Consider the following 21,177-nt stretch of genomic DNA (forward strand, 5'->3'; position numbering starts at 1 on the left):
CGTCAGATGGGCGACCACTCACCGCCGCCGTCTTCCTCGGTGTTCTCCACCACGGCGGCCTTGGTTTCGGTCGAGGTCCGCTCGGGCAGGTAGGAGAGGACCGCGTCTAGCAGCTCCTCGATTCCCTCACCCGTCGCGCCGGAAATGGAGAAAACCTTGTCCGCTCCTGCCGCCAGAAGCTCTTCGGCGAATGCTTCGCCCAGTTCTGCGTCGGCAAGGTCGAGCTTGTTCAGCGCGACCAGCTGCGGCTTGTCTTCCAGCCCTTCGCCATAGGCCTCGAGCTCGGCATTGACCGTGCGATAGGCATCGGCGGGGTCTTCGCCCGCAATGTCGATCAGATGGATCAGCACGCGGCAACGCTCGATATGGCCGAGGAAGCGGTCGCCGATCCCTGCACCCTCCGCTGCGCCCGAAATCAGACCGGGAATATCTGCGAGCACGAATTCGCGGCCCTTGTGGCGCACGACGCCCAGCTTGGGGATCAGCGTGGTGAAGGCATAATGGCCGACCTTCGCCTTGGCGTTGGTGACCTGGTTGATGAAAGTGCTCTTGCCCGCATTGGGCAGGCCGAGGAGGCCGACGTCCGCGAGCAGTTTCAGCCGCAGCCAGACCCACATTTCCTCACCCGGTTCGCCCGGCTGGTGCTGGCGCGGCGCGCGGTTGGTGCTCGACTTGTAGCTCGCGTTGCCACGGCCGCCCATGCCGCCTTCGAGGAAGACGACTTCCTGTCCGACCTCGGTGAAATCCGCGAGGATTTCTTCCTTGTCCTCCGACAGCACCTGCGTGCCCACAGGCACTTCGATGATCAGGTCGTCAGCGCCGGCTCCGGTACGGTCCTTGCCCATGCCGTGATCGCCGCGCTTCGCCTTGAAGTGCTGCGAGTAGCGGAAGTCGATCAGCGTATTGAGGCCCTGCACGGCGCGGAACACGATATCGCCGCCCTTGCCGCCGTTACCGCCGTCGGGGCCGCCGTATTCGATATACTTTTCGCGCCGGAAACTGACGGCGCCGGGGCCGCCCGCGCCGGACTTCAGATAGATCTTGGCTTGGTCGAGGAAATGCATGGAGCGCGCCCTAGACGGTTTTGCAATTCATGGCGAGCATAACGAACCTCTGCCCGAATATGCCAAAAATCTACTCCGGCTCGTCCTCGCCCTCGAGTACGGCTGCCATGGGCGTGGTTCGCGGCAGGCTCTGGAAGGCCTGCTGGTCTTCGGCTGGGACGGGTGCGCGAGCGATGGTCCGCCAGAGGCCGAACAGGGCTCCCATGACCGCCAGCGTGCCGATCGAGGCGAAGAGGCCGGCGGGGCCGAGAGTTCCCATACCGAGCGAGGCGATCATCGGCCCGGCAACCGCGCCCACCGAATAAGCGAGGACCAAGCCGCTGCTGGCGCCAATGCGCTCGTCTTCCGACAGGTGGTCGTTCGAATGCGCCACGCACAGCGGGTAGAGCGCGAAGGCGAAACCGCCGAACAGGCTACCCAGCGTGATCGTGCCAAAGGGCGAAAGCGGCATCAGGGCCATAACGGCGCAGATTGCGGCGACGGCGATGAAGCAGGCGTTCAACACCATGCGCCGGTCGAAACGGTCCGATAGGATGCCGAGCGGATACTGCAGCACCACGCCTCCTGCAATCACGCAGGAGGTGAACAGCGCGACTTGCGAGATATCCATGCCTATGCGCTGCACATAGACTGCGCCGAGGGCATAGAATGCGCCGAGCATGGCGCCGGTCGCCAGCGTCCCGACGATACCGAGCGGCGATGCCCGGTAGAGCTTGCGGACCGAGAACGGCGCGACCTTCTCGATGACCGGCTGCTGCATCTTCGTCAGCAGGATCGGCAGCAGCGCGATCGAGAGCAGGATCGCCGAGATCATGAAAGGCAGGTCGGGCGCATTCTCGCCGAGGTTTAGCAGGAATTGCCCCGCTGCCTGCCCGGCGTAAAGCGCGATCATGTAGGTGGCGAGGATCGCGCTGCGGCTGGTCGGGCCGGCCTGCTGGTTGAGCCAGCTTTCGAGGCAGACGAAAACGCCGGCCATCGCGAAACCGTCGATGAAGCGCAGACCGGTCCAGACTGCCGGCTGATCGATGATGGCATAGGTCAGGCTGCTCGCCGAATAGACCGTCACAAATGCGGCGAAGGCGCGGATGTGGCCGACCGAGGCGATCATCCGCTCGACGCGGAGAGATCCGAGCATCAGCCCGCCGAAATAGGCGGTCGCGACAAGGCCGATGACGCCCGCCGATTGTCCCGCCTGTTCGAGCCGGACCGCAATCAGGGTCGACAGGAAGCCGCTGCCGGCCATGAGCATGAATATCGCCGCGAGTATGGCGCGTACGGGATAGACCGAGTTGAGCATTGCGCCGCTGCGTAACATTTCTCGCGGCTGCTGCAAGCGAACCGGCGGGTATGGCTGGCTCCGTCGGATTTCGCGGTACGGCCGAGGGTGTTCTGATTCATGGCTCGATCAGCTCTCGACAGCCTCGCTCCGGCGAAAAAAGTCATGCATCGATGCAGCAGACTGGCCGGGCGTGATGCAAATCGAAGGGCTGGGAGCGCTGGGGGAAGTGGTGCCGGCTAGAGGAGTCGAACCCCTGACCTGATGATTACAAATCAACTGCTCTACCAACTGAGCTAAGCCGGCACTCGGGCGCGTTTGCGGCTGCGCCCTTTGGGCGAAAATTCGCCCTGCGTCCAGTATGATTGCACCTATCTTGCTAGCGGCCTATCGCATGGCGCGATGGATCTATCAGCGATCGTTGACGACACCTGGGCCGAACTCGCCGACGAGCGTGGTTGCGGCAATCCGGCAAGCTATATCCCTGCTCTCGCGCAGGTCGATCCGAACAAGTTCGGCATTGCGGTCGCAACGCGTGACGGTGAGGTCTTCTGTGCCGGTGATGCCGACGAGGCCTTCTCCATCCAGTCGATTTCCAAGGTCTTCGCGCTGGCGCTGGCCCTCGAACGCGAAGGTGCTGCACTGTGGGACGCTGTCGGGCGCGAGCCTTCGGGAAACGCGTTCAACTCGATCGTCCAGCTCGAGCGCGAGAGGGGCATACCGCGCAATCCTTTCATCAATTCGGGTGCCCTTGTGACGACCGACCGCCTGATCGGAGACAGATCGCCCGACGAAGCAGTGAACGACCTCCTTGTGCGCCTCCGAAGGATGGGGCGCAACGAAGAGATCAGCTTCGATCCCGAGGTTGCCCGCAGCGAAAGCGAGACAGGGTCGCGCAATCGCAGTCTCGCTTGGTTTCTCGCTGACTTCGGTCGCCTCCTGAACCCGGTCGAGGACGTGCTCTCGGTGTATTTCCGGCAATGCGCTCTCGCGATGAGTTGCCGGCAGCTGGCAGAAAGCGCGCTGTTCCTCGCCTTCGACGGAACCGATCCGGTTACGGGCCAGGCCATGTGCAGCGCGAGCAGGGCGCGGCGCATCAACGCGCTCATGCTGCTGTGCGGCCATTACGACAATTCGGGCCAGTTTGCTTTCGAAGTCGGCTTTCCCGGCAAGTCGGGTGTCGGAGGAGGTATCCTCGCCAGCGTACCGGGCAGGGCAGCCATCGCGGTGTGGTCGCCGGGCCTCAATCGTGCAGGGACCAGCCTGCTCGGCGCGAAGGCGCTCGCATCTATTGCCCGAAGAACCGGATGGTCGGTTTTTAGTGGAAGACTTCCTGAAATATGAATTTCATGACTTGTGAATAATTAGCTGTCACTTATGCTTCCGACGAATTATTTTAGGGGGTTGAAGTGGACGATAATCTTCGTACGCAGTTGAAGTTCGAATCGAGCAAGAAATCGACGGGCGTTTCGTACCTGCTGTGGTTCTTTCTCGGCGGTTTTGGGGCGCACCGGTTCTATCTCGGCCGTATTCCGAGCGGCGTGGCGCAGCTCCTACTTTGCCTGCTTGGCTGGCTGCCGCTGTTCATCGGCTGGGCGGTGCTTGGCATCTGGTGGCTGGTCGATGCCTTCCTGATCCCGCAGATCATCGAGCAGGAAAACGGCAAGCTGATCGAGCGTCTCGAACGCGGCGGCCACTACTCCTACTGATCGCTAGAGAGCGCCGAAGGTCCATCCTTCGGTGCGGGCGATTTCTTCCGTCATGTCCCGGGGCGACCAGCGCTCCGGCTCGCTTGCGACCTTGCGCAGCCATGCTGCGGTCAGCAGCGCGTCGGTGGCATGGTCGTCCACCGTGCTGCGCGCCGGCACTTGGGGTGATTCCAGCACTTCCAGCGCGGTGTTGAGCTCTTCGTAGCTGCGCATCTTGGCCTTGGCGGCGCTTCGTCCGGCCTCACGCGCGGCGAGGGTGGTATAGATCTCCACCAGGACGGAGCCCGACGATGGCAGGCCGTCGACCGGCCAGACGGGCAGGTGACCGCGCAGGCGATGCAGCATGCGCATGCCGGTGAGGCTCGACTTGCCGACCTGCGCTGCGCCCACCAGATTGAAATTCGAATAGGGTTTGCAGCCCATCTCCGCCTGCGCGTGCTCGGTGATGCGGAAGCGTCCGCGCCCGTGATCGGCGCCGTCGCAGGAAAAGTATGCGCCCGTATCGCTGCCGTCGCGGAAGTAGGGGCGCAGGTCCGGATGCGCGACGAAGCTGTTCGCACCGAGATTGGGATCGTCCGAGGCGATGCTGTCAATCAGCGACCAGAGCGCGGGAGCGTCTACGGGCGTGTCCGCCCAGCCGGGAAAATAGTCGCCGCAATCGGCATGCGGGAGGGCAATGCCGAGATCGACGCCGACCAGCGTGTCATCGGGCAGTTCGTCGCGAAGGACGCCTAGCACATCCTCGCGCGACCAATCGTGCTCGACGAGGACCGGCGGGCCTCCGTCTGCATGGGCGATCGCCATGGCGATGCCTTTTTGTCGCGGACCCTTCGCACCCGACCAGTCGATCGCGAGGAAGTGGCGAAACCTAGGCATCCTTGTCTTGCGCTTCCGCTTCGTTGCCCGAGCGCGGGGCACGCTCGCGCCTGAGCTTGTCCCAATAGTCGAGCCGCTTCTTTACCTCGCGCTCGAAGCCCCGCTCGACCGGTTCGTAATAGCTCTGCGGCTCCATTTCTTCGGGCCAGTAATCGTCGCCGGAGAAGCCGTCTTCGGCGTCGTGGTCGTAGCTGTAGCCCGCACCGTAGCCGATGTCCTTCATCAGCTTGGTCGGCGCGTTGAGGATATTCTGCGGCGGCATCAGGCTGCCGGTTTCCTTCGCCGATCTGAAAGAGGATTTCTGCGCCTTGTAGACCGCGTTCGATTTGGGTGCGGTGGCGAGATAGGTGCAGGCCTGCACCAGCGCGAGCTCGCCCTCGGGGCTGCCTAGGAATTCGTAGGCGTCCTTGGCCGCCATGCACTGCACCAGCGCCTGCGGGTCGGCCATGCCGATGTCCTCGACCGCCATGCGGACGAGACGCCGGGCAAGGAAACGCGGCTCCTCGCCCGCAGTGAGCATGCGCGCGAGGTAATAGAGGCTCGCCTGCACATCGCTGCCGCGCACCGCTTTGTGCAGGGCGGAGATGAGGTTGTAATGCCCCTCTCGGTCCTTGTCGTAAACGGCGACGCGGCGCTGGAGGAAGCTGCCGAGCGCGGCCGGATCGAGCGGCTCTTCGATCTTCGCATTGTAGAGCGTTTCGGCCTGGTTGAGCAGGAAGCGCCCGTCGCCATCGGCGCTCGCCACCAGCGCATCGCGGGCCTGGGAAGTGAGGGGGAGAGGGCCTTCTAGGTCCTCGGCCCGGTCGAGCAACTGGCCGAGCGCATCGTGGTCGAGCCGCTGGAGGATGAGCACCTGCGCGCGGCTCAAGAGCGCGGCATTGAGCGCAAAGCTCGGGTTTTCGGTCGTAGCGCCGACCAGCGTCACCGTGCCGCGTTCGACGAAGGGCAGGAAGCCGTCCTGCTGCGCGCGGTTGAAGCGGTGGATCTCGTCCACGAACAGAAGTGTGCGTTGTCCTGCCCCGGCGGCCTTGTCGGCTGCAGCGAATGCCTTCTTCAGGTCAGCTACGCCGGAAAATACCGCCGACACGCTCTCGAAACGCATGCCGACGCTGTCGGCGAGCAGGCGTGCAATCGTCGTCTTGCCGGTGCCGGGCGGGCCCCACAAGATCATGCTGGAGAGCCGGCCTGCCGCCACCATGCGCCCGATCGCGCCTTCCGGCCCGGTCAGGTGGTCCTGGCCCATCACCTCGTCGAGGGTTGCAGGGCGCAGCCGGTCGGCGAGCGGCGCATCCTCGCGCAGTTCGTCGCCTCTTGGCTGCTGGGGCAGGTCGTCGGGAAAAAGGTCGGTCATTGGTCGGCTCACATAGGACGTTCGCCGAGGATTTGCAGTGGCGACTTGCACTGCGTTCATTAAGATATATCTTAGCAATATCGAAGATGTCGCTAGGAGAGATCATGTACAGCGCACGGAAAATGAGAAAGCTGCGCAAATTGCGCAAGATGGGCATGTGGCCCCACGTCCATGTCGCGGGCGGCTGGAGCGATGCATTCGGCGCCGACGGTCCCTTCGGTCCTGATGGCCCTTTCGGCCCGGGCGGTCCATTCGGGAAGCGCGGTGGCGGACGCCGTCGCCGTATGTTCGGCGCGGGCGAGCTGCGGCTCGTACTGCTCAAGCTGCTCGAAGATGAACCGCGCCACGGCTACGAGCTGATAAAGGCGGTCGAGGACCTGACCGGCGGCAGTTACGCGCCGAGCCCCGGCACCGTCTATCCGACCCTTTCGCTGCTCGAGGACGAGGGCGCGATCACGCCCGCCAAGGGCGACGAGACCCGCAAGGCCTACGAAGCCACCGATGCGGGCCGCAAGGAGCTCGAGGAACGCGCCGAAGAGGTCGAGCGTCTAATGGAACGGCTTGCGGGCCATGGCGAACACCGCCGCGCCTATGCGACGCCGGAGATGTTCCGCGCCGTCGGCAACCTTGCCACCGTCCTCAAGAACCGCGCGCGTTCGGGCAAGCTCGACGACGAGACCGTCCGCGAAATCGTCGATCTCGTCGACGAGCTCGCGAAGAAGATCGAACGCCTGTAGATTTCCCACCCGCTTGCGTCCCCCGCGCTTGGCGCTAGTCTGCTGGCCGAGGGACGCGAGAGGGGAGAAATCACATGGAATCAGCTACCAAGACGCCGTGGCACCTGTGGGTGATCGGAATCGTCGCGACGCTCTGGAACGCCGGCGGCGCCTATGATTACACCATGACCCAGGCGCGGAACATGGACTACCTGACGACGGGCGCAGAGAATGCAGGCGTGCCGGTCGAAACGCTGGTCGAATATTACACCGGCTTTCCCGCATGGGCGGACGCCTTCTGGGCCTTCGGTGTGTGGGGAGCGCTGGCAGGTTCGCTCCTGATCCTGTTCCGCAGCCGCTTCGCCTTCCACGCCTTCGTGATCTCGCTGCTCGGCCTGATCGGGACGACCATCTACACGATGGGCGCCGAAATGCCCGCCGAACTCGCTTCGCCGATGATGTGGATCTTCACCGCTGTCATCTGGCTCTCGATCATCCTGCTCGCGTGGTACTCGCGGCGGATGACGGCTGCAGGCGTGCTGAAGTGAGTGCTGAAGGGGCGAACACCCCGTGGCATCTCTGGCTGATCGGCGCGCTGGGCGTGCTATGGAACGGCTTCGGTTGCTACATCTACACGATGGCGATGACCCGCGATCCCGAGACCCTGGCTTCCGCACCCCCGGAAATGGTTGCCGCCCTCGAGGCTGCACCGGCCTGGTCGAACGGGGCATGGGCTTTCGGCGTATGGGGCGGCCTCGCAGGCTCGCTCCTGCTCCTGGCCCGATCCCGATTTGCCGTGCCCGTGTTCGTGGTCTCGCTACTCGGCCTCGTCGGGACAACGTTCTACGAGATCACCTGGAACGTACCGGTGGACGAGGTGCAGCGACTGACAATCTGGGGCGCGGCGCTTGCCCTGCTTTTCTACAGCTGGAGCATGCGCAAACGCGGGGTACTCGGCTGAGCTAGCCGACCTTCTCGCGCGCTTCGTGGAGGCGCAGGTATGTGTCGACGACCGCCTGGTTGATGGCATCCCAGCTGTAGGCTCGCGCGGCCATTTCGCCCGCGGCGCCATGCGCGAGACGCAGCGCATCGTCGGTGCAATAGGGCGCCAGTGCCTCCGCGCAGCCCTTGGAGAAGGCATCGGTCTTGCTCGGCGAGACCAGTTGTCCCGTCTCGCCATGCGTAACGAGGCTGGCCGCGCCTGTTGCGCCTGCCGCCACGACGGGCAGTCCGCAAGCCATCGCTTCGAGCGTCACGTTGCCGAAGGTCTCGGTGATCGAGGGATTGAAGAAGATGTCGCCGCTGGCGAGAGCGCGCCCGAGGTCCTTGCCGGTCTGGAAGCCGACGAAGATACCTCCGGGCAGGGCCTTTTCGAACCAGCCGCGAGCGGGCCCGTCACCGATCACCAGCACCTTGTGTGGGACCTGCCGCTTGCGCAGTTCCACGATCGTGTCCGAGAAGACGTCGAGGCCCTTTTCCATAACCAGCCGGCCGAGGAAGACGATCGCGACATCGTCGTCCGCCAGCCCGTTGGCGCGGCGCCATTCCATGTCGCGGCGCGAGGGATCGAAGACTTCGCGATCGACGCCGCGCGACCAGATCGAAATATCCTCGTGCATGCTTTGCGCACGAAGCTCGTCGATCTGGCTTTGCGACGGTGCCACCAGCGCGTCGCAGCGATTGTAGAAGCGCCGCAGCAGGCTTTCGACGGCAGGCTCGAGGAAGCTCAGGCCGTAGTAGCGCGGATAGGTCTCGAAGCGGGTGTGGACGCTTGCGAGGACCGGAATGTCCTTCTTGCGTGCCCATTTGAGCGCGGCATGGCCGGTCGGATCGGGTGAGGAGACATGCACCGTGTTGGGCATGAAATCCTCGAGGTCGCGGCGTGCTTCGTCATTGAGTCCGAGCGGGAGCCGATATTCGCCGCGGCCCTTCACCGGCATCCGGACATTGGGCACGTCCACGAGATCTCCGGTCGGCTCGAAGTCGGGCTCGGCGACTACCGGCGAATAGACGCGCAGCGCCGCACCCTGCCGCAGCAGGTAGTCTGCCAGCCTGTTGAGGGCCTGGTTCGCGCCGTCGCGGGTATAGTTATAGTTCCCGCTGAACAGTGCGATGCGTAGGTCGGTCACATCCATCGGGATGGGCCTTTAGGGTCTCGGAACGAATTTGGCGAGGGGTAGGTTGATCTACCGAAGCCGGAGTTTCGCAAGGCGCATACCTATTTCGCATTGACTCCCGAAGAAGCAACTTTATTGCCGCCAGCGGGCCACGCGGTCCCAACGCCGCGCGTGCTCTCTGCAAGGAGAGAATACATGACTGAACCGACGCTCAAGCCTGAGCGCCCCTTCTTCTCGTCGGGGCCGACCGCCAAACACAAGGGCTGGTCTGCATCCAATCTGAAAACCGAATCGCTCGGACGCTCGCATCGCAGCGCCCTCGGCAAGTCGCGGCTGAAATATGCCATCGACCTGTCGAAGGAGATGCTCGGCGTGCCCGAGGATTACCTTGTCGGCATCATGCCAGCTTCAGATACGGGCGCTCTGGAATGCGCGATGTGGACGATGCTGCGCCCCGACCGTCCGGCAACCGTCGCGGCGTGGGAAAGCTTCGGCAATGTCTGGATCCAGGACGCGGTCAAGCAGCTCAAGCTGCCCAAGCTGACCACGCTCGACGCCGACTATGGCGAAATTCCCGACCTCGCCTCGATCCCGCAGGACAACGACGTCGTCTTCACCTGGAACGGCACGACCTCGGGCGCGAAGATCCCGAACACCGACTGGCTTGCCCCGGGCCGCGAAGGCGTAACCATCAACGACGCTACCAGCGCTGTCTTCGCGATGGAGATGGACTGGGCGAAGCTCGATGCCACGACCTACAGCTGGCAGAAGGTGATGGGCTCGGAAGCCCAGCACGGCATGCTGATCCTCAGCCCCAAGGCCGTTGCCCGTATCGAGGAATACGATCCGGCATGGCCGCTGCCCAAGCTCTTCCGCCTCAAGAAGGGCGACAAGATCAATCGCGGCATTTTCGAAGGCGCGACGATCAACACGCCCTCGATGCTCGCGACCGAAGACTACATCGAAGCGCTTGAATGGGCGCAGGCGATGGGCGGCCGTAAGGCGATGTTCGAACGCGCCGATGCCAACGCCAAGATCGTCCTCGACTGGATCGAGGCGACGCCGTGGCTGCGCAACATGGTCTCCGACCCTGCCAAGCGCACCAACACCGGCGTATGCTTCGTTTTTCAGGGCGACTGGTATGAAAGCCTGTCGGCAGAAGACCAGGCCGCCGTTCCCAAGAAGATCGTCAAGCTCCTCGAAGAGCGCGACGTGGGCTACGACTTCAACGGCTATCGCGATGCCCCGCCGAGCCTTCGCATCTGGTGCGGCGGCACGGTCGAGCAGGAAGATTTGAAGCGTCTCCTGCCGTGGATCGAGTGGGCCTACGAGCAGGTCAAGAACGGCTGATCCGGCTGGCGGCCCGCGGATCGGGCCGCCGCCTTCCCCCTATTACTGTCCGGCGATGCGCCGGGAAAACGACAGGAATATTCCGTCATGAGCAAACCCAAAGTCCTCATCAGCGACAAGATGGACCCCAACGCAGCGCGCATTTTTGAAGAGCGCGGCTGCGACGTCGATGTCATCACCGGTGAAACGCCTGAAGAGCTGAAAGCCCGGATCGGCGAGTATGATGGTCTCGCCATCCGGTCCTCGACCAAGGTGACCAAGGAAATCCTCGACGCGGCGACCAATCTCAAGGTCATCGGCCGCGCCGGTATCGGCGTCGACAATGTCGATATTCCCTATGCCAGCAGCAAGGGCGTCGTGGTGATGAACACGCCCTTCGGCAACTCGATAACCACCGCCGAACACGCCATCGCGATGATCATGGCGCTGGCCCGCCAGATCCCGGCCGCCGACCGCCGCACACAGGCAGGCGAATGGCCGAAGAACGATTTCATGGGCGTCGAAGTCACCGGCAAGACGCTGGGCCTTATCGGCGCGGGCAATATCGGCTCGATCGTCGCCGCCCGTGCGCAAGGCCTGAAGATGAAGGTCATCGCTTTTGACCCGTTCCTGACCGCTGAACGCGCGCTGGAAATCGGTGTCGAGAAGGTCGATCTCGACACGCTGCTGGCCCGTGCCGACTTCATTACGCTGCATACGCCGCTGACCGATGAAACCCGCAACATCCTCAGCCGCGAAAACCTCGCCAAGACCAAGAAGGGCGTGCGCATCGTCAACTGCGCGCGCGGCGGCCTGATCGACGAGGCGGCGCTGGCCGATGCGCTCGACAGCGGACAGGTGGCAGGCGCGGCGCTGGACGTCTTCCAGACCGAACCGGCCAAGGAAAGCCCGCTGTTCGGTAAGCCCAACTTCATCTGCACACCGCACCTTGGTGCGAGCACCAATGAGGCGCAGGTCAATGTCGCGCTGCAGGTTGCCGAACAGCTCGCCGATTACCTTGTGAACGGCGGCGTCACCAATGCGCTCAACATGCCTTCGCTCAGCGCGGAAGAAGCGCCCAAGCTGCGTCCCTACATGGGCCTTGCAGAAAACCTCGGCAGCCTCGTCGGCCAGCTTGCGCACGGCAACCTCACCAAGATCAGCATCGAGCGCGAAGGTGCTGCCGCCCAGCTTTCGGGCAAGCCGATCGAGGGTGCTGTCCTTGCCGGACTGATGCGCCAGTATTCGGACACGGTGAACATGGTCAACGCACCCTTCCTTGCGAAGGAGCGCGGCCTCGATATCCGTTCGATCCGTCACGAGAAGGAAGGTGCCTACAACACGCTGTTGCGTGTGACCGTGGGGACCGACAGCGGCGACCGTTCAGTTGCCGGCACGCTCTTCGGGGCAGACGCTCCGCGCCTGACCGAAATCTTCGGCGTACGCATCGAGGCCGAGCTTGACGGGCACATGCTCTACATCGTCAACGAGGACGCACCGGGCTTCATCGGACGCATTGGTTCGCTGCTGGGCGAGAACGGCATCAATATCGGCACCTTCAACCTCGGACGCCGCGAAGCGGGCGGGGAAGCGGTGCTTCTGCTGAGTGTAGACCAGCCGATCCCGCAGGAGGTCGTCGACAAGGCCTGCGCGCTCGAAGGCGTGAAGACCGTAATGCCACTGGCATTCTAAACTGCGATAGGGCAGGGGACCCCGCGCTATGACCAAGCCCGACGATCTCCTGCCCATCGGCCTCGAAGACGCGCTGCCTGCGCGCGCCGCTGCGATCACCCGCGCCATGCGCCAGGTTCTCGATGCCATGGACAGCCATGGTTACGACCGGGTGCGTCCGCCGTTGGTGGAATTCGAAGCGTCGCTAGCAGGGCGGATGGAAGGCGTGGCGACGCGCCGCATGGTGCGCTTCACCGATCCCGAAAGCCTGCGCACGCTGGCGCTTCGCAGCGATATCACCGTGCAGGTCGGTCGCATTGCCGCGACCAGCCTTGCCGATGCGCCGCGCCCCCTGCGCCTCGCCTATGCGGGCGAGGTTACGACGCTCAAGGCCGACCAGCTTGATCCTGCGCGTGAACGGCTTCAACTTGGCGCAGAGCTGATCGGCAGCGACAGTGTGACTGCAGCAATCGAAGCGGTGACCGTCGCGCTCGACGCCCTCGAATCTGCAGGCGTCACGGGTCTGTCGGTCGATTTCACCCTTCCCGACCTAGTCGACACGCTCGCCGACAAGGCGCTTCCGCTAGCTCCGGAGAAGCGCGATGCCGTCCGGCGAGAGCTGGACATGAAGGATGCTGGCGGGCTGAACGCCGCCGGCGGGCAAGACTATCTTCCGCTGCTTTACGCGACCGGTCCATTCGAAGATGCGATTGGCAAGCTCGCAGACATCGATGCAGGAGGAGTGCTCGCATCACGCATCGAAGGCCTGCGCAAGGTTGCAGCTGCGCTAGGTGACCGCGCCCGCCTCACCCTCGACCCGTCAGAGCGCCACGGTTTCGAATACCAGAGCTGGTTCGGTTTCACGCTCCACGCCACTGGTGCGCGCGGCGCACTGGGCCGGGGCGGTACCTATGCCATTAAGGGCAGCGAAGAGGCTGCGACCGGCTTCTCGCTCTATATCGAGCCGCTGCTCGAGGCGCTCGGCCAGACCAATTCAGGCCAACGCGACACGCTCTTCCTGCCGCTCGGCCACGACACTGACGCGGCTAGACGCCTACGCAGCGAAGGTTGGCGCACGGTTGCGGCTATCGGCCAGAATGACGACGCTTCCGCCCTGGGTTGCACCCACGTACTCGACGGTGGCGAGCCCAAGGCTCTCTAATCAGCTTTCCACTGGTTGTGCTTCGCCATGATGCCGGTGAAGAGCTCCGAATTGACGAGTTCACCCAGCCAGCGCTGGACATTGGGCAGCTCCTGCGCGTCGAACCATTCGCGGTCGGCATTTGCGAATTGGCGCACGAAGGGAAAGATGGCGATATCGGCGAACGCGCGCTTCTCGCCGCCCAGATAGGTGCTGGTCGCTAGGCGCTCTTCCAGCTTGCGCAGGTGGTCGAGCGCTTTCTTGCCATGTTCCTCCGGATCGACGTCGTCATAGCGCGTCGAGTATTTGTAACGGTCGAGGTGGTGCTTGAACGGACCGTCATTGGCCGCGAGCAGATCGGCGTCGTCGCGATCGAGCCAGCCTTCGGGATCGCTCTGCCCCAGAGCCCAACGCATGATGTCGAGGCTCTCTTCCAGCACCGCGCCATCCTCGGTCACCAGCACCGGCACCGTACCCTTGGGCGAGACTTCGAGCATCTGCGGCGGCTTGTCGCGCAGAACGACTTCACGGTGCTCGTATTCGGCTCCGCTGACCCGAAGCGCCATGCGTGCACGCATGGCATAGGGGCAGCGGCGGAAGCTGTAGAGGACCGGCTCAGCCATCCTCTTCCTTTCGCCCGATATGCTCTTCGCCGCGTGCTTCAGCGAGCCTGGCTTGCCGGTGCCGCTCGCGATAACGCGCGCGCTGTTCCTCCGTGCGTTCGCCATGGCACTGGTGGCAGGAGACGCCTTCCTCGAAGTGCTCGTGGGACAGGTCTTCCTCGGCCAGTGGGCGGCGGCAGGCGCGGCACAGGCTGTGCGTGCCGACGTCGAGGCCATGCTTCACGCTGACGCGCTCGTCGAAGACGAAGCATTCGCCTTCCCAGCGGCTTTCTTCCTGCGGCACTTCTTCCAGATACTTCAGGATGCCGCCCTTGAGGTGATAGACCTCGTCTAGTCCTTCCGACTTCACGAAGGCTGTCGATTTCTCGCAGCGGATGCCGCCGGTGCAGAACATCGCGATCTTGGGTTTGCGTCCCTCGCCCTCGAATTCCTTGCGGCGGGCGCGGAACCACTCGGGGAATTCACGGAAGCTTTTGGTCTCCGGATCGATTGCACCTTCGAACGTGCCGATGGCGACTTCGTAATCGTTGCGCGTGTCGATCAGGATCGTGTCAGGGTCCGAAATCAGCGCGTTCCAGTCCTGCGGATCGACATAAGTGCCGACACCATCCACCGGGTCGAGATCGGGCTGGCCCATGGTCACGATCTCGCGCTTCAGGCGGACCTTGGTGCGGTGAAAGGGCATATCGGCTGCGCGGGATTCCTTCCAGTCGAGTTTGGCACATCCGGGCAGGCCGCGAATGTATTCGAGCACCGCCTCGATGCCCTCATCGCTGCCCGCAATCGTCCCGTTGATGCCCTCGTTCGCCAGCAGCAATGTGCCGCGCACGCCGTTTGCCTCGGCGCAGGCCAACAGGCCCGGCTTGAGCGCGGCAGGATCGTCGAAGCGCGTAAAATGGTAAAGCGCAGCGATGCGGATAGGCTGTTCGGACATGACGGCGCGCCGATAGCATTCCGGCGCGCCATCTGCATCCCCGTTTGTCAGCCGTTGAAATCGGCCGGATCGGGACCCATCCGCCCGTCCGGATCGTCGAGGTCGTCGATACGGGCCATCTGCTCATCCGATAAAGTGAAGGACAGCGCCTTGAAATTCGCCTCGATATGATCGCGGCTCGATGCCTTGGGGATGGGACACAACCCGTGCTGGATGTGCCAGCGCAGGATAACGGCGGTTTCGGGCTGGCCGGTTTCCGAAGCGATCGCTTCGATCACCTCGTTGTCCATGCCCTTGCCCTGTCCTAGCGGCGACCAGCTCTGCGTCACGATGCCGAGCTCCTCGTGTAGCTTGCGCATCTTGCGCTGCTGGAAGCTGGGGTGGAGTTCGATCTGGTTGAGGGCCGGGACGACACCGGTGGCATCGATTATGCGGCGCAGGTCCTCTTTGCGGAAATTCGAGACGCCGATCGACTTTGCCAACCCGTCTTCGCGCAGCTGGATGAAGGCCTTCCACGTGTCGACGAACAGGTCCTTGTCCGGGCAAGGCCAGTGGATCAGCAGCATGTCGACATGGCCTCGGCCCAGCCGCTCGAGGCACTTCTCTGCTGCTCGCCGCGCGCGGTCATAACCCTGGCTGTCGTTCCAGACCTTGGTTTGGAGGAAGATGTCCGACCAATCGCCGACGCCTTTGCCCACGCCCCTCTCATTGCCGTAGATCGCGGCAGTATCGACCAGCCAGTAACCCACATCGATGGCGGTCCCGACCGCTTCGGGTGCGTCCTCTTCTTCCATCTGCCAAGTGCCGAAGCCCAACTGCGGGATCTGGCGGCCATCGTTGAGTTCAAGGGTGGGATAGTCGGTCATAAGTTCTCCTTTGCCCAGACAATGGAGAAAAGAGCCGATGTTTCCTCACCTGCGCCTTGCCCCGTGCCTCATATGCGCCTAGTGCCGCGCGCGTTTGAGCATCCGACATTGCGAGCTTTGAAATATGGCCAACGTCACCGTAATCGGCGCCCAGTGGGGCGATGAGGGCAAGGGCAAGATCGTCGACTGGCTTGCCAGCCGCGCCGATGCCGTCGTTCGTTTCCAGGGCGGGCACAATGCCGGCCATACTCTCGTCATCGACGGGACGACCTACAAGCTCTCGCTGCTGCCCTCGGGCATCGTGTCGGGCACGCTGTCGATCATCGGCAACGGCGTGGTCCTCGACCCTTGGGCGCTGAAGGCCGAGGTCGAGAAGCTCGAAGGCCAGGGCGTCAAGATTACCGCAGATAACCTTGCAGTTGCCGACAATTGCCCGCTGATCCTCCCCATCCACCGCGACCTCGACGGCCTGCGCGAAACGGCAGCCGGTTCGGGCAAAATCGGCACCACCGGTCGCGGCATCGGCCCTGCCTATGAGGACAAGGTCGGCCGCCGCGCGATCCGCGTGTGCGACCTCGCGCACCTCGACCATCTCGAGCCGCAGCTCGACCGCCTTTGCGCGCACCACGATGCGCTGCGTGCCGGTTTCGACCAGCCGCCGGTCGACCGCGAGGCGCTGCTCGAGGAACTGCGCGGCATTGCCGATTTCGTGCTCCAGTATGCGCAGCCGGTGTGGAAGCGTCTCAAGAAGGTTCGCAAGGCCGGCGCGAAGATCCTGTTCGAAGGCGCGCAGGGCGTGCTGCTCGATATCGACCACGGCACCTACCCGTTCGTCACCAGCTCGAACACGGTCAGTGGCACGGCTGCCTCGGGCAGCGGCCTCGGCCCCAATGCGACCGGCTATGTGCTGGGCATCGTGAAGGCCTACACCACCCGCGTCGGCAGCGGGCCATTCCCGACCGAACTCGAAGATGACATCGGCCAACGCCTCGGCGAACGCGGCCATGAGTTCGGCACCGTCACCGGTCGCCAGCGCCGCGTCGGCTGGTTCGACGCGGTAATCGTGCGCCAGAGCTGCTCGATCAGCGGCGTGACCGGCATCGCGCTCACCAAGATCGATGTGCTCGACGGCCTCGACGAGGTGAAGATCTGCACCGGCTACCGCCTGCGCAACAATGTCTACGATTACTTCCCCAGCCACGCCGCCGACCAGGCAGCGGTCGAGCCGATCTACGAAACGATGGAAGGCTGGAAGGAATCGACCGCCGGAGCGCGCAGCTTCGCGGACCTCCCGGCCAATGCGGTGAAGTACGTCCAACGTATCCAGGAACTGATCGAAACGCCCGTGTCGCTGGTCTCCACCAGCCCAGAGCGTGACGATACGATCCTGATGCGCGATCCCTTCATGGACTGATCCGCGCCTCAGCGCTTCTCCAGCATCGATACCTGCAACTGCAGGCGCTTCACCTCGCGCAGCACGGTGAGCATATTCATGCGGGCGAACATCCATTCCTTGAGGAAGCCCTGCATGATCAGCAGGCCGAGCGTGGCCATGCCCCAGCCGACCATCGGCTGCAGCGCATCAGCCGTCACGGCGCGGTAGAAGCAGTATGCGAGGCCGATCCCGATCGCGATCGCCAGCGCGAAGCTGAACTTCGCCCAGCCGCCGAGCGGGCCGGACATGCTGTCCCCGATCTGGCGGAACATGCCGCGGTCCTCGTCGAGCGAGGCGAGGAAAGCCTTGTCGTCCTCGTCCAGCGCCCCCCGGATGGTGTCGTCGATATTGGTCATCTTTCGTCTCCAGTAAGCGCCGCCTTCAGCTTGCGGCGGGCATGAAAGAGGCGCGTCTTGGCAGTGCCCACTGGCACCTCCTGCACCTCGGCAATCTCGGCGAGGGTCAGGCCCTCGACGAAGAACAGTTGAGCGGCGAACCGCTGGTCTTCCGGCAGGCCCGCAAAGGCCTGGTGCAATGCGGCGGCATCGCCGGCAGATGGCGGTGCAGCGACTTCCTCGGGCATTTCGCCTTCGCGGGTCCGGCGCGCCTGCACCTGCCTGATCCCGTCGGCACAGCGCCTTCGCAGGATGCCGAAGGCCCAGGGCGCAAAGCGCGAAGGATCACGCAATCCGCCGATGCCGCGCAGGATCGAAATCCAGCTCTCCTGTACCGCGACCAGCGCCTGGTCCTCGTCGCGCAGGAGCCGGCGGGCGGTCCTGAGCAAGCGCGGCTGCCAGCGCTGGACGAGCCTGTCGCAGGCGCGGCGGTCACCCGACTGGACATGGGCGACCAGCAGCTCGTCGAACAGTCGTGCCGTTTCCGGCTGCCGTGTGCCTTGCCCCGTCATGTCACTGTAGTCGCAGGGGAAGGGGGAAAGGTTCAATCGAAAATCGAAACCGGCCCGATTTCTTGACAGAGTCCCGTTTTGTTCTCACTACGTTCGCACACGCGAGCTCAGGAGAACGATTCGATGCAGGCCGATTTTTCCTATGAGCCGGTGCGCGATGGCGCCGGTTGCCAGCTTGCTGTCACCATCCTTGCCGATCGCGATGCGGTCCGCACCCAGATGCGCGAAGATGCGGAGCTGGCCGGATATCGCGTTCTCGACTGTTGCAGCCTCGAAGAATTTGCCAGTGGATCGAGCGGGTCGCTGGGCGATCTCGTGCTGGTCGACTGCGTGGAGGCCGATGGCGCAGCCATGGCGATCCTCTCACGGCTCGACATGCGTGCCGGAAAGTCGGGCGCGCAGCTGGTGGTTTCGACCAGCATGGCCGCGCTCGATACGGTCTTCGGCTGCTTTGCCATGTCGGGTGCGCAGATCCTCGTCGATGCAGGCCATGCCGAGCGCGTGATCGCGATCGGGCGCGCACTGGCAGAGGTCCCCAACTTGCGCCTGCGCGAAATGGCGGAGGAAGACCGGCTCATGCTGCTGCGCCTCACCGAGCAGGTGGCCCGCATGGCCGAGCGGGTGGAACAGCTGTCGCCCGGCCAGCGCGCAGGTGGCGGTGCGTTCCGGCTCGAGGCGGCGAGCCAGGCATGGCGCGGGCAGGGCGAGGAATATGTCGTGGTGGACGAGACACGGGCGCAGCCGCGCCTGCCCGAAGCCGCCTATATCCGGCAGATGATTGCGCAACGACAGGCGCGCGCGAGGTTCTTCGATGGGGAGCTTTTCGCCGATCCCGCCTGGGACATCCTGCTCGACCTCGCGGCCGCCCGGGCAGAGCGCCAGCGGGTTTGCGTGACATCGCTTTGTATCGCCGCGGGCGTTCCGGCGACCACCGCTCTGCGCTGGATTGCGCAGATGGTGTCCGCCGACCTCCTCGTGCGTATTCCAGATCCGCATGATCGCCGCCGTGCGCATATCGCACTTGCAGACAGCACTGCCGATGCGATGGCAGGCTATTTCGCGGCGATTGGCGCTCCCACTGCGGAGCCGGTGGCCGCGCTCTAACTGTCCAGTTTCAGGATGACGATCCTGCCTTCCATGGCCGAAGTATCGGCGGGAAGGGCAACCCGCTGCGCATCGGCGCGGGCGCGGATCAGGATGGCTTCGGCAACGCTCTCCTCGTGCAGGACGACATCGGCCGTTCCCAGCGCGCGTGCCTGACGCAGGGTGAGATCGTCGGGGTCATTGCTGGAGAGCGTGAATTCGAGCGTTCCGCCATCGACCTCGCCGTCATTGCCCGAAAGCCAGTCGTCCACGCGGTCTGCCGATCCTGCAGCGAAGGGATCGAGCGCGCCGCCTTCCTGTAGCGCTGCATCGATGGCGCGGCGCCGCTTGTCGCCATCGGGGAAGCGGGCGCGGATTTTCTCGCGCGCCGCGGCAAGGCCTTCTGCCAGCCTGCCGAGCCCATCGGGCAGCAGGCGCTCGAGCCGCAGCCTCAAGTGCTTGGCGAGCCCCGCCGATGCGCCGCCTGTGCTCACCGCGACGAGGACCGGCCCGCGTTCGAGGACGCTCGGCAGGGTGAAATCGCACAGCTCCGGCCGGTCGGCGACATTGACGAGGAGGCCAGCGCGCTTGAGCCGCAATGCCGCGGCTTCCGCAGCGCGCGGATCCTCTAGCGCGACGAATGCCAGCCGCGCATGGTGCGCTTCGGTCTCGCCGCAGGGAATGCCGCCCGCGCGCTCGACCAGGCGCGCCTTCGCTTCCGCCATCTCGCCCGAACCCACGACGACCACGCGGACGCCGGAGATACGGTGGAAGAGCGGAAGCGAGTGGAGCATCAGTCGAGCCAGTCCGGCACGCGCTCCGCATCCATGATCGCGCCCGCCGCAATCCGGTCGGCGACGACGGCATATTTGTCGCCGTCGACCAGCACTTCGGCCACGAAACCGCGCGAGTTGTAGCTGCTCGCCATGGTCGCGCCATAGGCACCGGCAGTGCGGAAAACAGCCAGATCGCCGGCGGTCAGGACATCGCATTCGCGGTCCATCGCGAAGGTGTCGCCCGTTTCGCAGATCGGTCCGACGATATGGGAAATGGTCTTTTTGCCCGTCGGTTCGACCGCCTCGAAATCATGCCAGGCGCCGTACATCGCGGGCCGCGCGAGGTCGTTCATGGCGGCGTCGACCACCACGAAGGGCCGTTCGATACCGCGCTTTACCCGGATAACGCGGGTGAGCAGCACGCCCGCATTGCCCGCGATAACGCGGCCGGGTTCGAACATCAGCGTGACGTCCCAGTCCTTCGTGACGCGCTCGACCATGGCGCCGTATTCGGCCGGTTGCGGAAGCTCTTCGCCCGCCTTGTAGGGGACGCCGAGCCCGCCGCCGAGGTCTGCATGGGTGACCTTGCAGCCTCCCGCGCGAAGGGCGGCGATCAGTTCGCCGACCTTGCCGAACGCGGTCTCGAGCGGTTCGAGATCGCCCAGCTGGCTGCCGATGTGGATCGCGATCCCGCGCATGTCGAGGCCGTCCTCGCCTGCAAGCGCGGTGTAGATTTCCTGCGCCTTGTCGAGCGGTACGCCGAACTTGTTCTCACGCTTGCCGGTCGAGATCTTTTCGTGCGTGCGGGCATCGACATCGGGATTGACCCGCAGCGCGCAGGCTGCGCGCTTGCCCATCCGCCGGGCGATCGAGGCAAGCTCGTAGCCTTCTTCCTCGCTCTCGATATTGAATTGGCCGATGCCTTCTTCGAGGCCTTGCTGCAGCTCGGCGTGGGTCTTGCCGACGCCGGAGAAGACGAGGTCTTCGGGTTTCATGCCTGCCGCGAGCGCGCGGGTCAGCTCGCCGCCCGAGACGACATCGGCACCGTAACCCTCGTTTGCCAGCACGCGCAGCACGGCAAGGTTGGGATTGGCTTTGACGGCAAAGGCGATGTGCGGGTGTTTCAGCCCCGACAGCGCGTCGCGGAACACGCGGGCATGGCGCACGAGCGTCGCGCGCGAATAAATGTAGACCGGTGTGCCGACGTCTTCGGCAATGACCGGCATGGGCACGTCTTCGGCGTAGAGAACGCCATTGCGGAGCTGGAAATGGTCCATGGAAGCTGCCTGTGCCGAAACGCGCG

General features: G+C 64.2%; 22 protein-coding genes and 1 tRNA gene. 10 read left to right on the forward strand and 13 right to left on the reverse strand.

All coding sequences use genetic code 11. The features are described 5' to 3' along the window. Nucleotides 1-2: 2 nt before the first annotated feature. From obgE to ACZ1G8_RS09405, 3 genes are all read right to left on the reverse strand, one after another. A complete protein-coding gene (gene obgE, locus ACZ1G8_RS09395; protein ID WP_472679163.1) occupies nucleotides 3-1,064 on the reverse strand; it encodes a GTPase ObgE in 1,062 nt (353 codons plus the stop codon). A gap of 70 nt (nucleotides 1,065-1,134) precedes the next feature. After that, complete coding sequence (locus ACZ1G8_RS09400; protein ID WP_472681232.1) at nucleotides 1,135-2,361, reverse strand: MFS transporter; 1,227 nt, start codon at nucleotides 2,359-2,361, stop codon at nucleotides 1,135-1,137. Nucleotides 2,362-2,570: 209 nt separating this feature from the next. Beyond that, a tRNA-Thr gene (locus ACZ1G8_RS09405) sits at nucleotides 2,571-2,646 on the reverse strand. Between the two features lie 96 nt (nucleotides 2,647-2,742). Here ACZ1G8_RS09405 and ACZ1G8_RS09410 point away from each other — a divergent pair. Together ACZ1G8_RS09410 and ACZ1G8_RS09415 are read left to right on the forward strand one after the other, a co-directional pair. Further along, complete coding sequence (locus ACZ1G8_RS09410; RefSeq protein ID WP_472679164.1) at nucleotides 2,743-3,684, forward strand: glutaminase; 942 nt, start codon at nucleotides 2,743-2,745, stop codon at nucleotides 3,682-3,684. Nucleotides 3,685-3,749: 65 nt separating this feature from the next. Then, a complete protein-coding gene (locus ACZ1G8_RS09415; RefSeq protein WP_244921173.1) occupies nucleotides 3,750-4,049 on the forward strand; it encodes a TM2 domain-containing protein in 300 nt (99 codons plus the stop codon). A gap of 3 nt (nucleotides 4,050-4,052) precedes the next feature. Here ACZ1G8_RS09415 and ACZ1G8_RS09420 read toward each other — a convergent pair whose 3' ends face one another. Beyond that, nucleotides 4,053-4,925, reverse strand: a complete 873-nt coding sequence (locus ACZ1G8_RS09420; protein WP_472679165.1) for a hypothetical protein — start codon at nucleotides 4,923-4,925, stop codon at nucleotides 4,053-4,055. Then, nucleotides 4,918-6,276 carry a replication-associated recombination protein A gene (locus ACZ1G8_RS09425; RefSeq protein WP_472679166.1) on the reverse strand — a complete coding sequence of 453 codons (1,359 nt, stop codon included), beginning with the start codon at nucleotides 6,274-6,276 and terminating at the stop codon, nucleotides 4,918-4,920. Before ACZ1G8_RS09425 ends, ACZ1G8_RS09420 begins: the two co-directional genes overlap by 8 nt. Before the next feature lie 122 nt (nucleotides 6,277-6,398). On the opposite strand from ACZ1G8_RS09425, the gene ACZ1G8_RS09430 reads away from it, so the two are divergent. From ACZ1G8_RS09430 to ACZ1G8_RS09440, 3 genes are all read left to right on the forward strand, one after another. Further along, on the forward strand, nucleotides 6,399-7,013 hold the full coding sequence (locus ACZ1G8_RS09430; RefSeq protein WP_472679167.1) for a PadR family transcriptional regulator: 615 nt from the start codon (nucleotides 6,399-6,401) through the stop codon (nucleotides 7,011-7,013). Between the two features lie 74 nt (nucleotides 7,014-7,087). After that, nucleotides 7,088-7,540: a hypothetical protein gene (locus ACZ1G8_RS09435; RefSeq protein ID WP_472679168.1), complete on the forward strand. Its 453-nt coding sequence runs from the start codon at nucleotides 7,088-7,090 to the stop codon at nucleotides 7,538-7,540. Next, nucleotides 7,537-7,953, forward strand: coding sequence for a hypothetical protein (locus tag ACZ1G8_RS09440; protein WP_472679169.1), 417 nt, complete (start codon nucleotides 7,537-7,539; stop codon nucleotides 7,951-7,953). Before ACZ1G8_RS09435 ends, ACZ1G8_RS09440 begins: the two co-directional genes overlap by 4 nt. Nucleotide 7,954: 1 nt before the next feature. On the opposite strand, the gene ACZ1G8_RS09445 is transcribed toward ACZ1G8_RS09440, so the two are convergent. Beyond that, nucleotides 7,955-9,127: a glycosyltransferase family 4 protein gene (locus ACZ1G8_RS09445; RefSeq protein ID WP_472679170.1), complete on the reverse strand. Its 1,173-nt coding sequence runs from the start codon at nucleotides 9,125-9,127 to the stop codon at nucleotides 7,955-7,957. Between the two features lie 177 nt (nucleotides 9,128-9,304). Here ACZ1G8_RS09445 and ACZ1G8_RS09450 point away from each other — a divergent pair, with 177 nt between their 5' ends. The 3 genes from ACZ1G8_RS09450 to ACZ1G8_RS09460 all read left to right on the forward strand — a co-directional run bounded on the left by ACZ1G8_RS09450 (nucleotide 9,305) and on the right by ACZ1G8_RS09460 (nucleotide 13,271). Then, nucleotides 9,305-10,459, forward strand: coding sequence for a phosphoserine transaminase (locus ACZ1G8_RS09450; protein WP_472679172.1), 1,155 nt, complete (start codon nucleotides 9,305-9,307; stop codon nucleotides 10,457-10,459). Between the two features lie 87 nt (nucleotides 10,460-10,546). Continuing rightward, the gene (gene serA / locus ACZ1G8_RS09455) at nucleotides 10,547-12,130 is read left to right on the forward strand and encodes a phosphoglycerate dehydrogenase (RefSeq protein WP_472679174.1); all 1,584 of its coding nucleotides are present in this window, start codon (nucleotides 10,547-10,549) and stop codon (nucleotides 12,128-12,130) included. Between the two features lie 28 nt (nucleotides 12,131-12,158). Continuing rightward, nucleotides 12,159-13,271 (forward strand): ATP phosphoribosyltransferase regulatory subunit, encoded by a 1,113-nt coding sequence (locus ACZ1G8_RS09460; RefSeq protein WP_472679175.1) that lies wholly within the window; start codon nucleotides 12,159-12,161, stop codon nucleotides 13,269-13,271. Here ACZ1G8_RS09460 and ACZ1G8_RS09465 read toward each other — a convergent pair. From ACZ1G8_RS09465 to ACZ1G8_RS09475, 3 genes are read right to left on the reverse strand one after another with little or no spacing between them, the layout of a single operon-like run. Continuing rightward, nucleotides 13,268-13,873: a glutathione S-transferase gene (locus ACZ1G8_RS09465; RefSeq protein WP_472679176.1), complete on the reverse strand. Its 606-nt coding sequence runs from the start codon at nucleotides 13,871-13,873 to the stop codon at nucleotides 13,268-13,270. The two genes, ACZ1G8_RS09460 and ACZ1G8_RS09465, sit on opposite strands and share 4 nt — an antisense overlap. Beyond that, the gene (gene trhO / locus ACZ1G8_RS09470) at nucleotides 13,866-14,807 is read right to left on the reverse strand and encodes an oxygen-dependent tRNA uridine(34) hydroxylase TrhO (RefSeq protein WP_472679177.1); all 942 of its coding nucleotides are present in this window, start codon (nucleotides 14,805-14,807) and stop codon (nucleotides 13,866-13,868) included. Before trhO ends, ACZ1G8_RS09465 begins: the two co-directional genes overlap by 8 nt. Nucleotides 14,808-14,854: 47 nt before the next feature. After that, entirely contained in the window at nucleotides 14,855-15,673 is an 819-nt protein-coding gene (locus ACZ1G8_RS09475) for an aldo/keto reductase (RefSeq protein ID WP_472679178.1), read from the reverse strand. A gap of 124 nt (nucleotides 15,674-15,797) precedes the next feature. On the opposite strand from ACZ1G8_RS09475, the gene ACZ1G8_RS09480 reads away from it, so the two are divergent. Beyond that, nucleotides 15,798-17,087 carry an adenylosuccinate synthase gene (locus tag ACZ1G8_RS09480; RefSeq protein ID WP_472679179.1) on the forward strand — a complete coding sequence of 430 codons (1,290 nt, stop codon included), beginning with the start codon at nucleotides 15,798-15,800 and terminating at the stop codon, nucleotides 17,085-17,087. Nucleotides 17,088-17,095: 8 nt separating this feature from the next. On the opposite strand, the gene ACZ1G8_RS09485 is transcribed toward ACZ1G8_RS09480, so the two are convergent. Both ACZ1G8_RS09485 and ACZ1G8_RS09490 read right to left on the reverse strand, forming a co-directional pair. Beyond that, nucleotides 17,096-17,464, reverse strand: a complete 369-nt coding sequence (locus ACZ1G8_RS09485) for a DUF6768 family protein (RefSeq protein ID WP_221429057.1) — start codon at nucleotides 17,462-17,464, stop codon at nucleotides 17,096-17,098. Continuing rightward, nucleotides 17,461-18,015, reverse strand: a complete 555-nt coding sequence (locus tag ACZ1G8_RS09490; protein ID WP_472679180.1) for an RNA polymerase sigma factor — start codon at nucleotides 18,013-18,015, stop codon at nucleotides 17,461-17,463. Before ACZ1G8_RS09490 ends, ACZ1G8_RS09485 begins: the two co-directional genes overlap by 4 nt. Before the next feature lie 123 nt (nucleotides 18,016-18,138). On the opposite strand from ACZ1G8_RS09490, the gene ACZ1G8_RS09495 reads away from it, so the two are divergent. Beyond that, the gene (locus tag ACZ1G8_RS09495) at nucleotides 18,139-19,119 is read left to right on the forward strand and encodes a MarR family transcriptional regulator (RefSeq protein ID WP_472679181.1); all 981 of its coding nucleotides are present in this window, start codon (nucleotides 18,139-18,141) and stop codon (nucleotides 19,117-19,119) included. Here ACZ1G8_RS09495 and ACZ1G8_RS09500 read toward each other — a convergent pair. Both ACZ1G8_RS09500 and lysA read right to left on the reverse strand, forming a co-directional pair. Beyond that, a complete protein-coding gene (locus ACZ1G8_RS09500) occupies nucleotides 19,116-19,892 on the reverse strand; it encodes a precorrin-2 dehydrogenase/sirohydrochlorin ferrochelatase family protein (RefSeq protein ID WP_472679182.1) in 777 nt (258 codons plus the stop codon). The two genes, ACZ1G8_RS09495 and ACZ1G8_RS09500, sit on opposite strands and share 4 nt — an antisense overlap. Continuing rightward, entirely contained in the window at nucleotides 19,892-21,151 is a 1,260-nt protein-coding gene (gene lysA, locus ACZ1G8_RS09505; protein ID WP_472679183.1) for a diaminopimelate decarboxylase, read from the reverse strand. Before lysA ends, ACZ1G8_RS09500 begins: the two co-directional genes overlap by 1 nt. Nucleotides 21,152-21,177: the final 26 nt, after the last annotated feature.

It is taken from the genome of Qipengyuania sp. BR81-2, assembly GCF_055693895.1.

Bases quoted from the DNA above. Each gene is read 5' to 3' on its own strand.
- ACZ1G8_RS09485 (WP_221429057.1), bottom strand. From the start codon at position 17,464: ATGACCAATATCGACGACACCATCCGGGGGGCGCTGGACGAGGACGAC.
- ACZ1G8_RS09435 (WP_472679168.1), top strand. From the start codon at position 7,088: ATGGAATCAGCTACCAAGACGCCGTGGCACCTGTGGGTGATCGGAATC.
- ACZ1G8_RS09410 (WP_472679164.1), top strand. From the start codon at position 2,743: ATGGATCTATCAGCGATCGTTGACGACACCTGGGCCGAACTCGCCGAC.
- serA (WP_472679174.1), top strand. From the start codon at position 10,547: ATGAGCAAACCCAAAGTCCTCATCAGCGACAAGATGGACCCCAACGCA.
- obgE (WP_472679163.1), bottom strand. From the start codon at position 1,064: ATGCATTTCCTCGACCAAGCCAAGATCTATCTGAAGTCCGGCGCGGGC.
- ACZ1G8_RS09425 (WP_472679166.1), bottom strand. From the start codon at position 6,276: ATGACCGACCTTTTTCCCGACGACCTGCCCCAGCAGCCAAGAGGCGAC.
- ACZ1G8_RS09460 (WP_472679175.1), top strand. From the start codon at position 12,159: ATGACCAAGCCCGACGATCTCCTGCCCATCGGCCTCGAAGACGCGCTG.
- ACZ1G8_RS09465 (WP_472679176.1), bottom strand. From the start codon at position 13,873: ATGGCTGAGCCGGTCCTCTACAGCTTCCGCCGCTGCCCCTATGCCATG.
- ACZ1G8_RS09450 (WP_472679172.1), top strand. From the start codon at position 9,305: ATGACTGAACCGACGCTCAAGCCTGAGCGCCCCTTCTTCTCGTCGGGG.
- ACZ1G8_RS09420 (WP_472679165.1), bottom strand. From the start codon at position 4,925: ATGCCTAGGTTTCGCCACTTCCTCGCGATCGACTGGTCGGGTGCGAAG.
- ACZ1G8_RS09400 (WP_472681232.1), bottom strand. From the start codon at position 2,361: ATGCTCAACTCGGTCTATCCCGTACGCGCCATACTCGCGGCGATATTC.
- lysA (WP_472679183.1), bottom strand. From the start codon at position 21,151: ATGGACCATTTCCAGCTCCGCAATGGCGTTCTCTACGCCGAAGACGTG.
- ACZ1G8_RS09480 (WP_472679179.1), top strand. From the start codon at position 15,798: ATGGCCAACGTCACCGTAATCGGCGCCCAGTGGGGCGATGAGGGCAAG.
- ACZ1G8_RS09475 (WP_472679178.1), bottom strand. From the start codon at position 15,673: ATGACCGACTATCCCACCCTTGAACTCAACGATGGCCGCCAGATCCCG.
- trhO (WP_472679177.1), bottom strand. From the start codon at position 14,807: ATGTCCGAACAGCCTATCCGCATCGCTGCGCTTTACCATTTTACGCGC.
- ACZ1G8_RS09500 (WP_472679182.1), bottom strand. From the start codon at position 19,892: ATGCTCCACTCGCTTCCGCTCTTCCACCGTATCTCCGGCGTCCGCGTG.
- ACZ1G8_RS09490 (WP_472679180.1), bottom strand. From the start codon at position 18,015: ATGACGGGGCAAGGCACACGGCAGCCGGAAACGGCACGACTGTTCGAC.
- ACZ1G8_RS09445 (WP_472679170.1), bottom strand. From the start codon at position 9,127: ATGGATGTGACCGACCTACGCATCGCACTGTTCAGCGGGAACTATAAC.
- ACZ1G8_RS09495 (WP_472679181.1), top strand. From the start codon at position 18,139: ATGCAGGCCGATTTTTCCTATGAGCCGGTGCGCGATGGCGCCGGTTGC.
- ACZ1G8_RS09430 (WP_472679167.1), top strand. From the start codon at position 6,399: ATGAGAAAGCTGCGCAAATTGCGCAAGATGGGCATGTGGCCCCACGTC.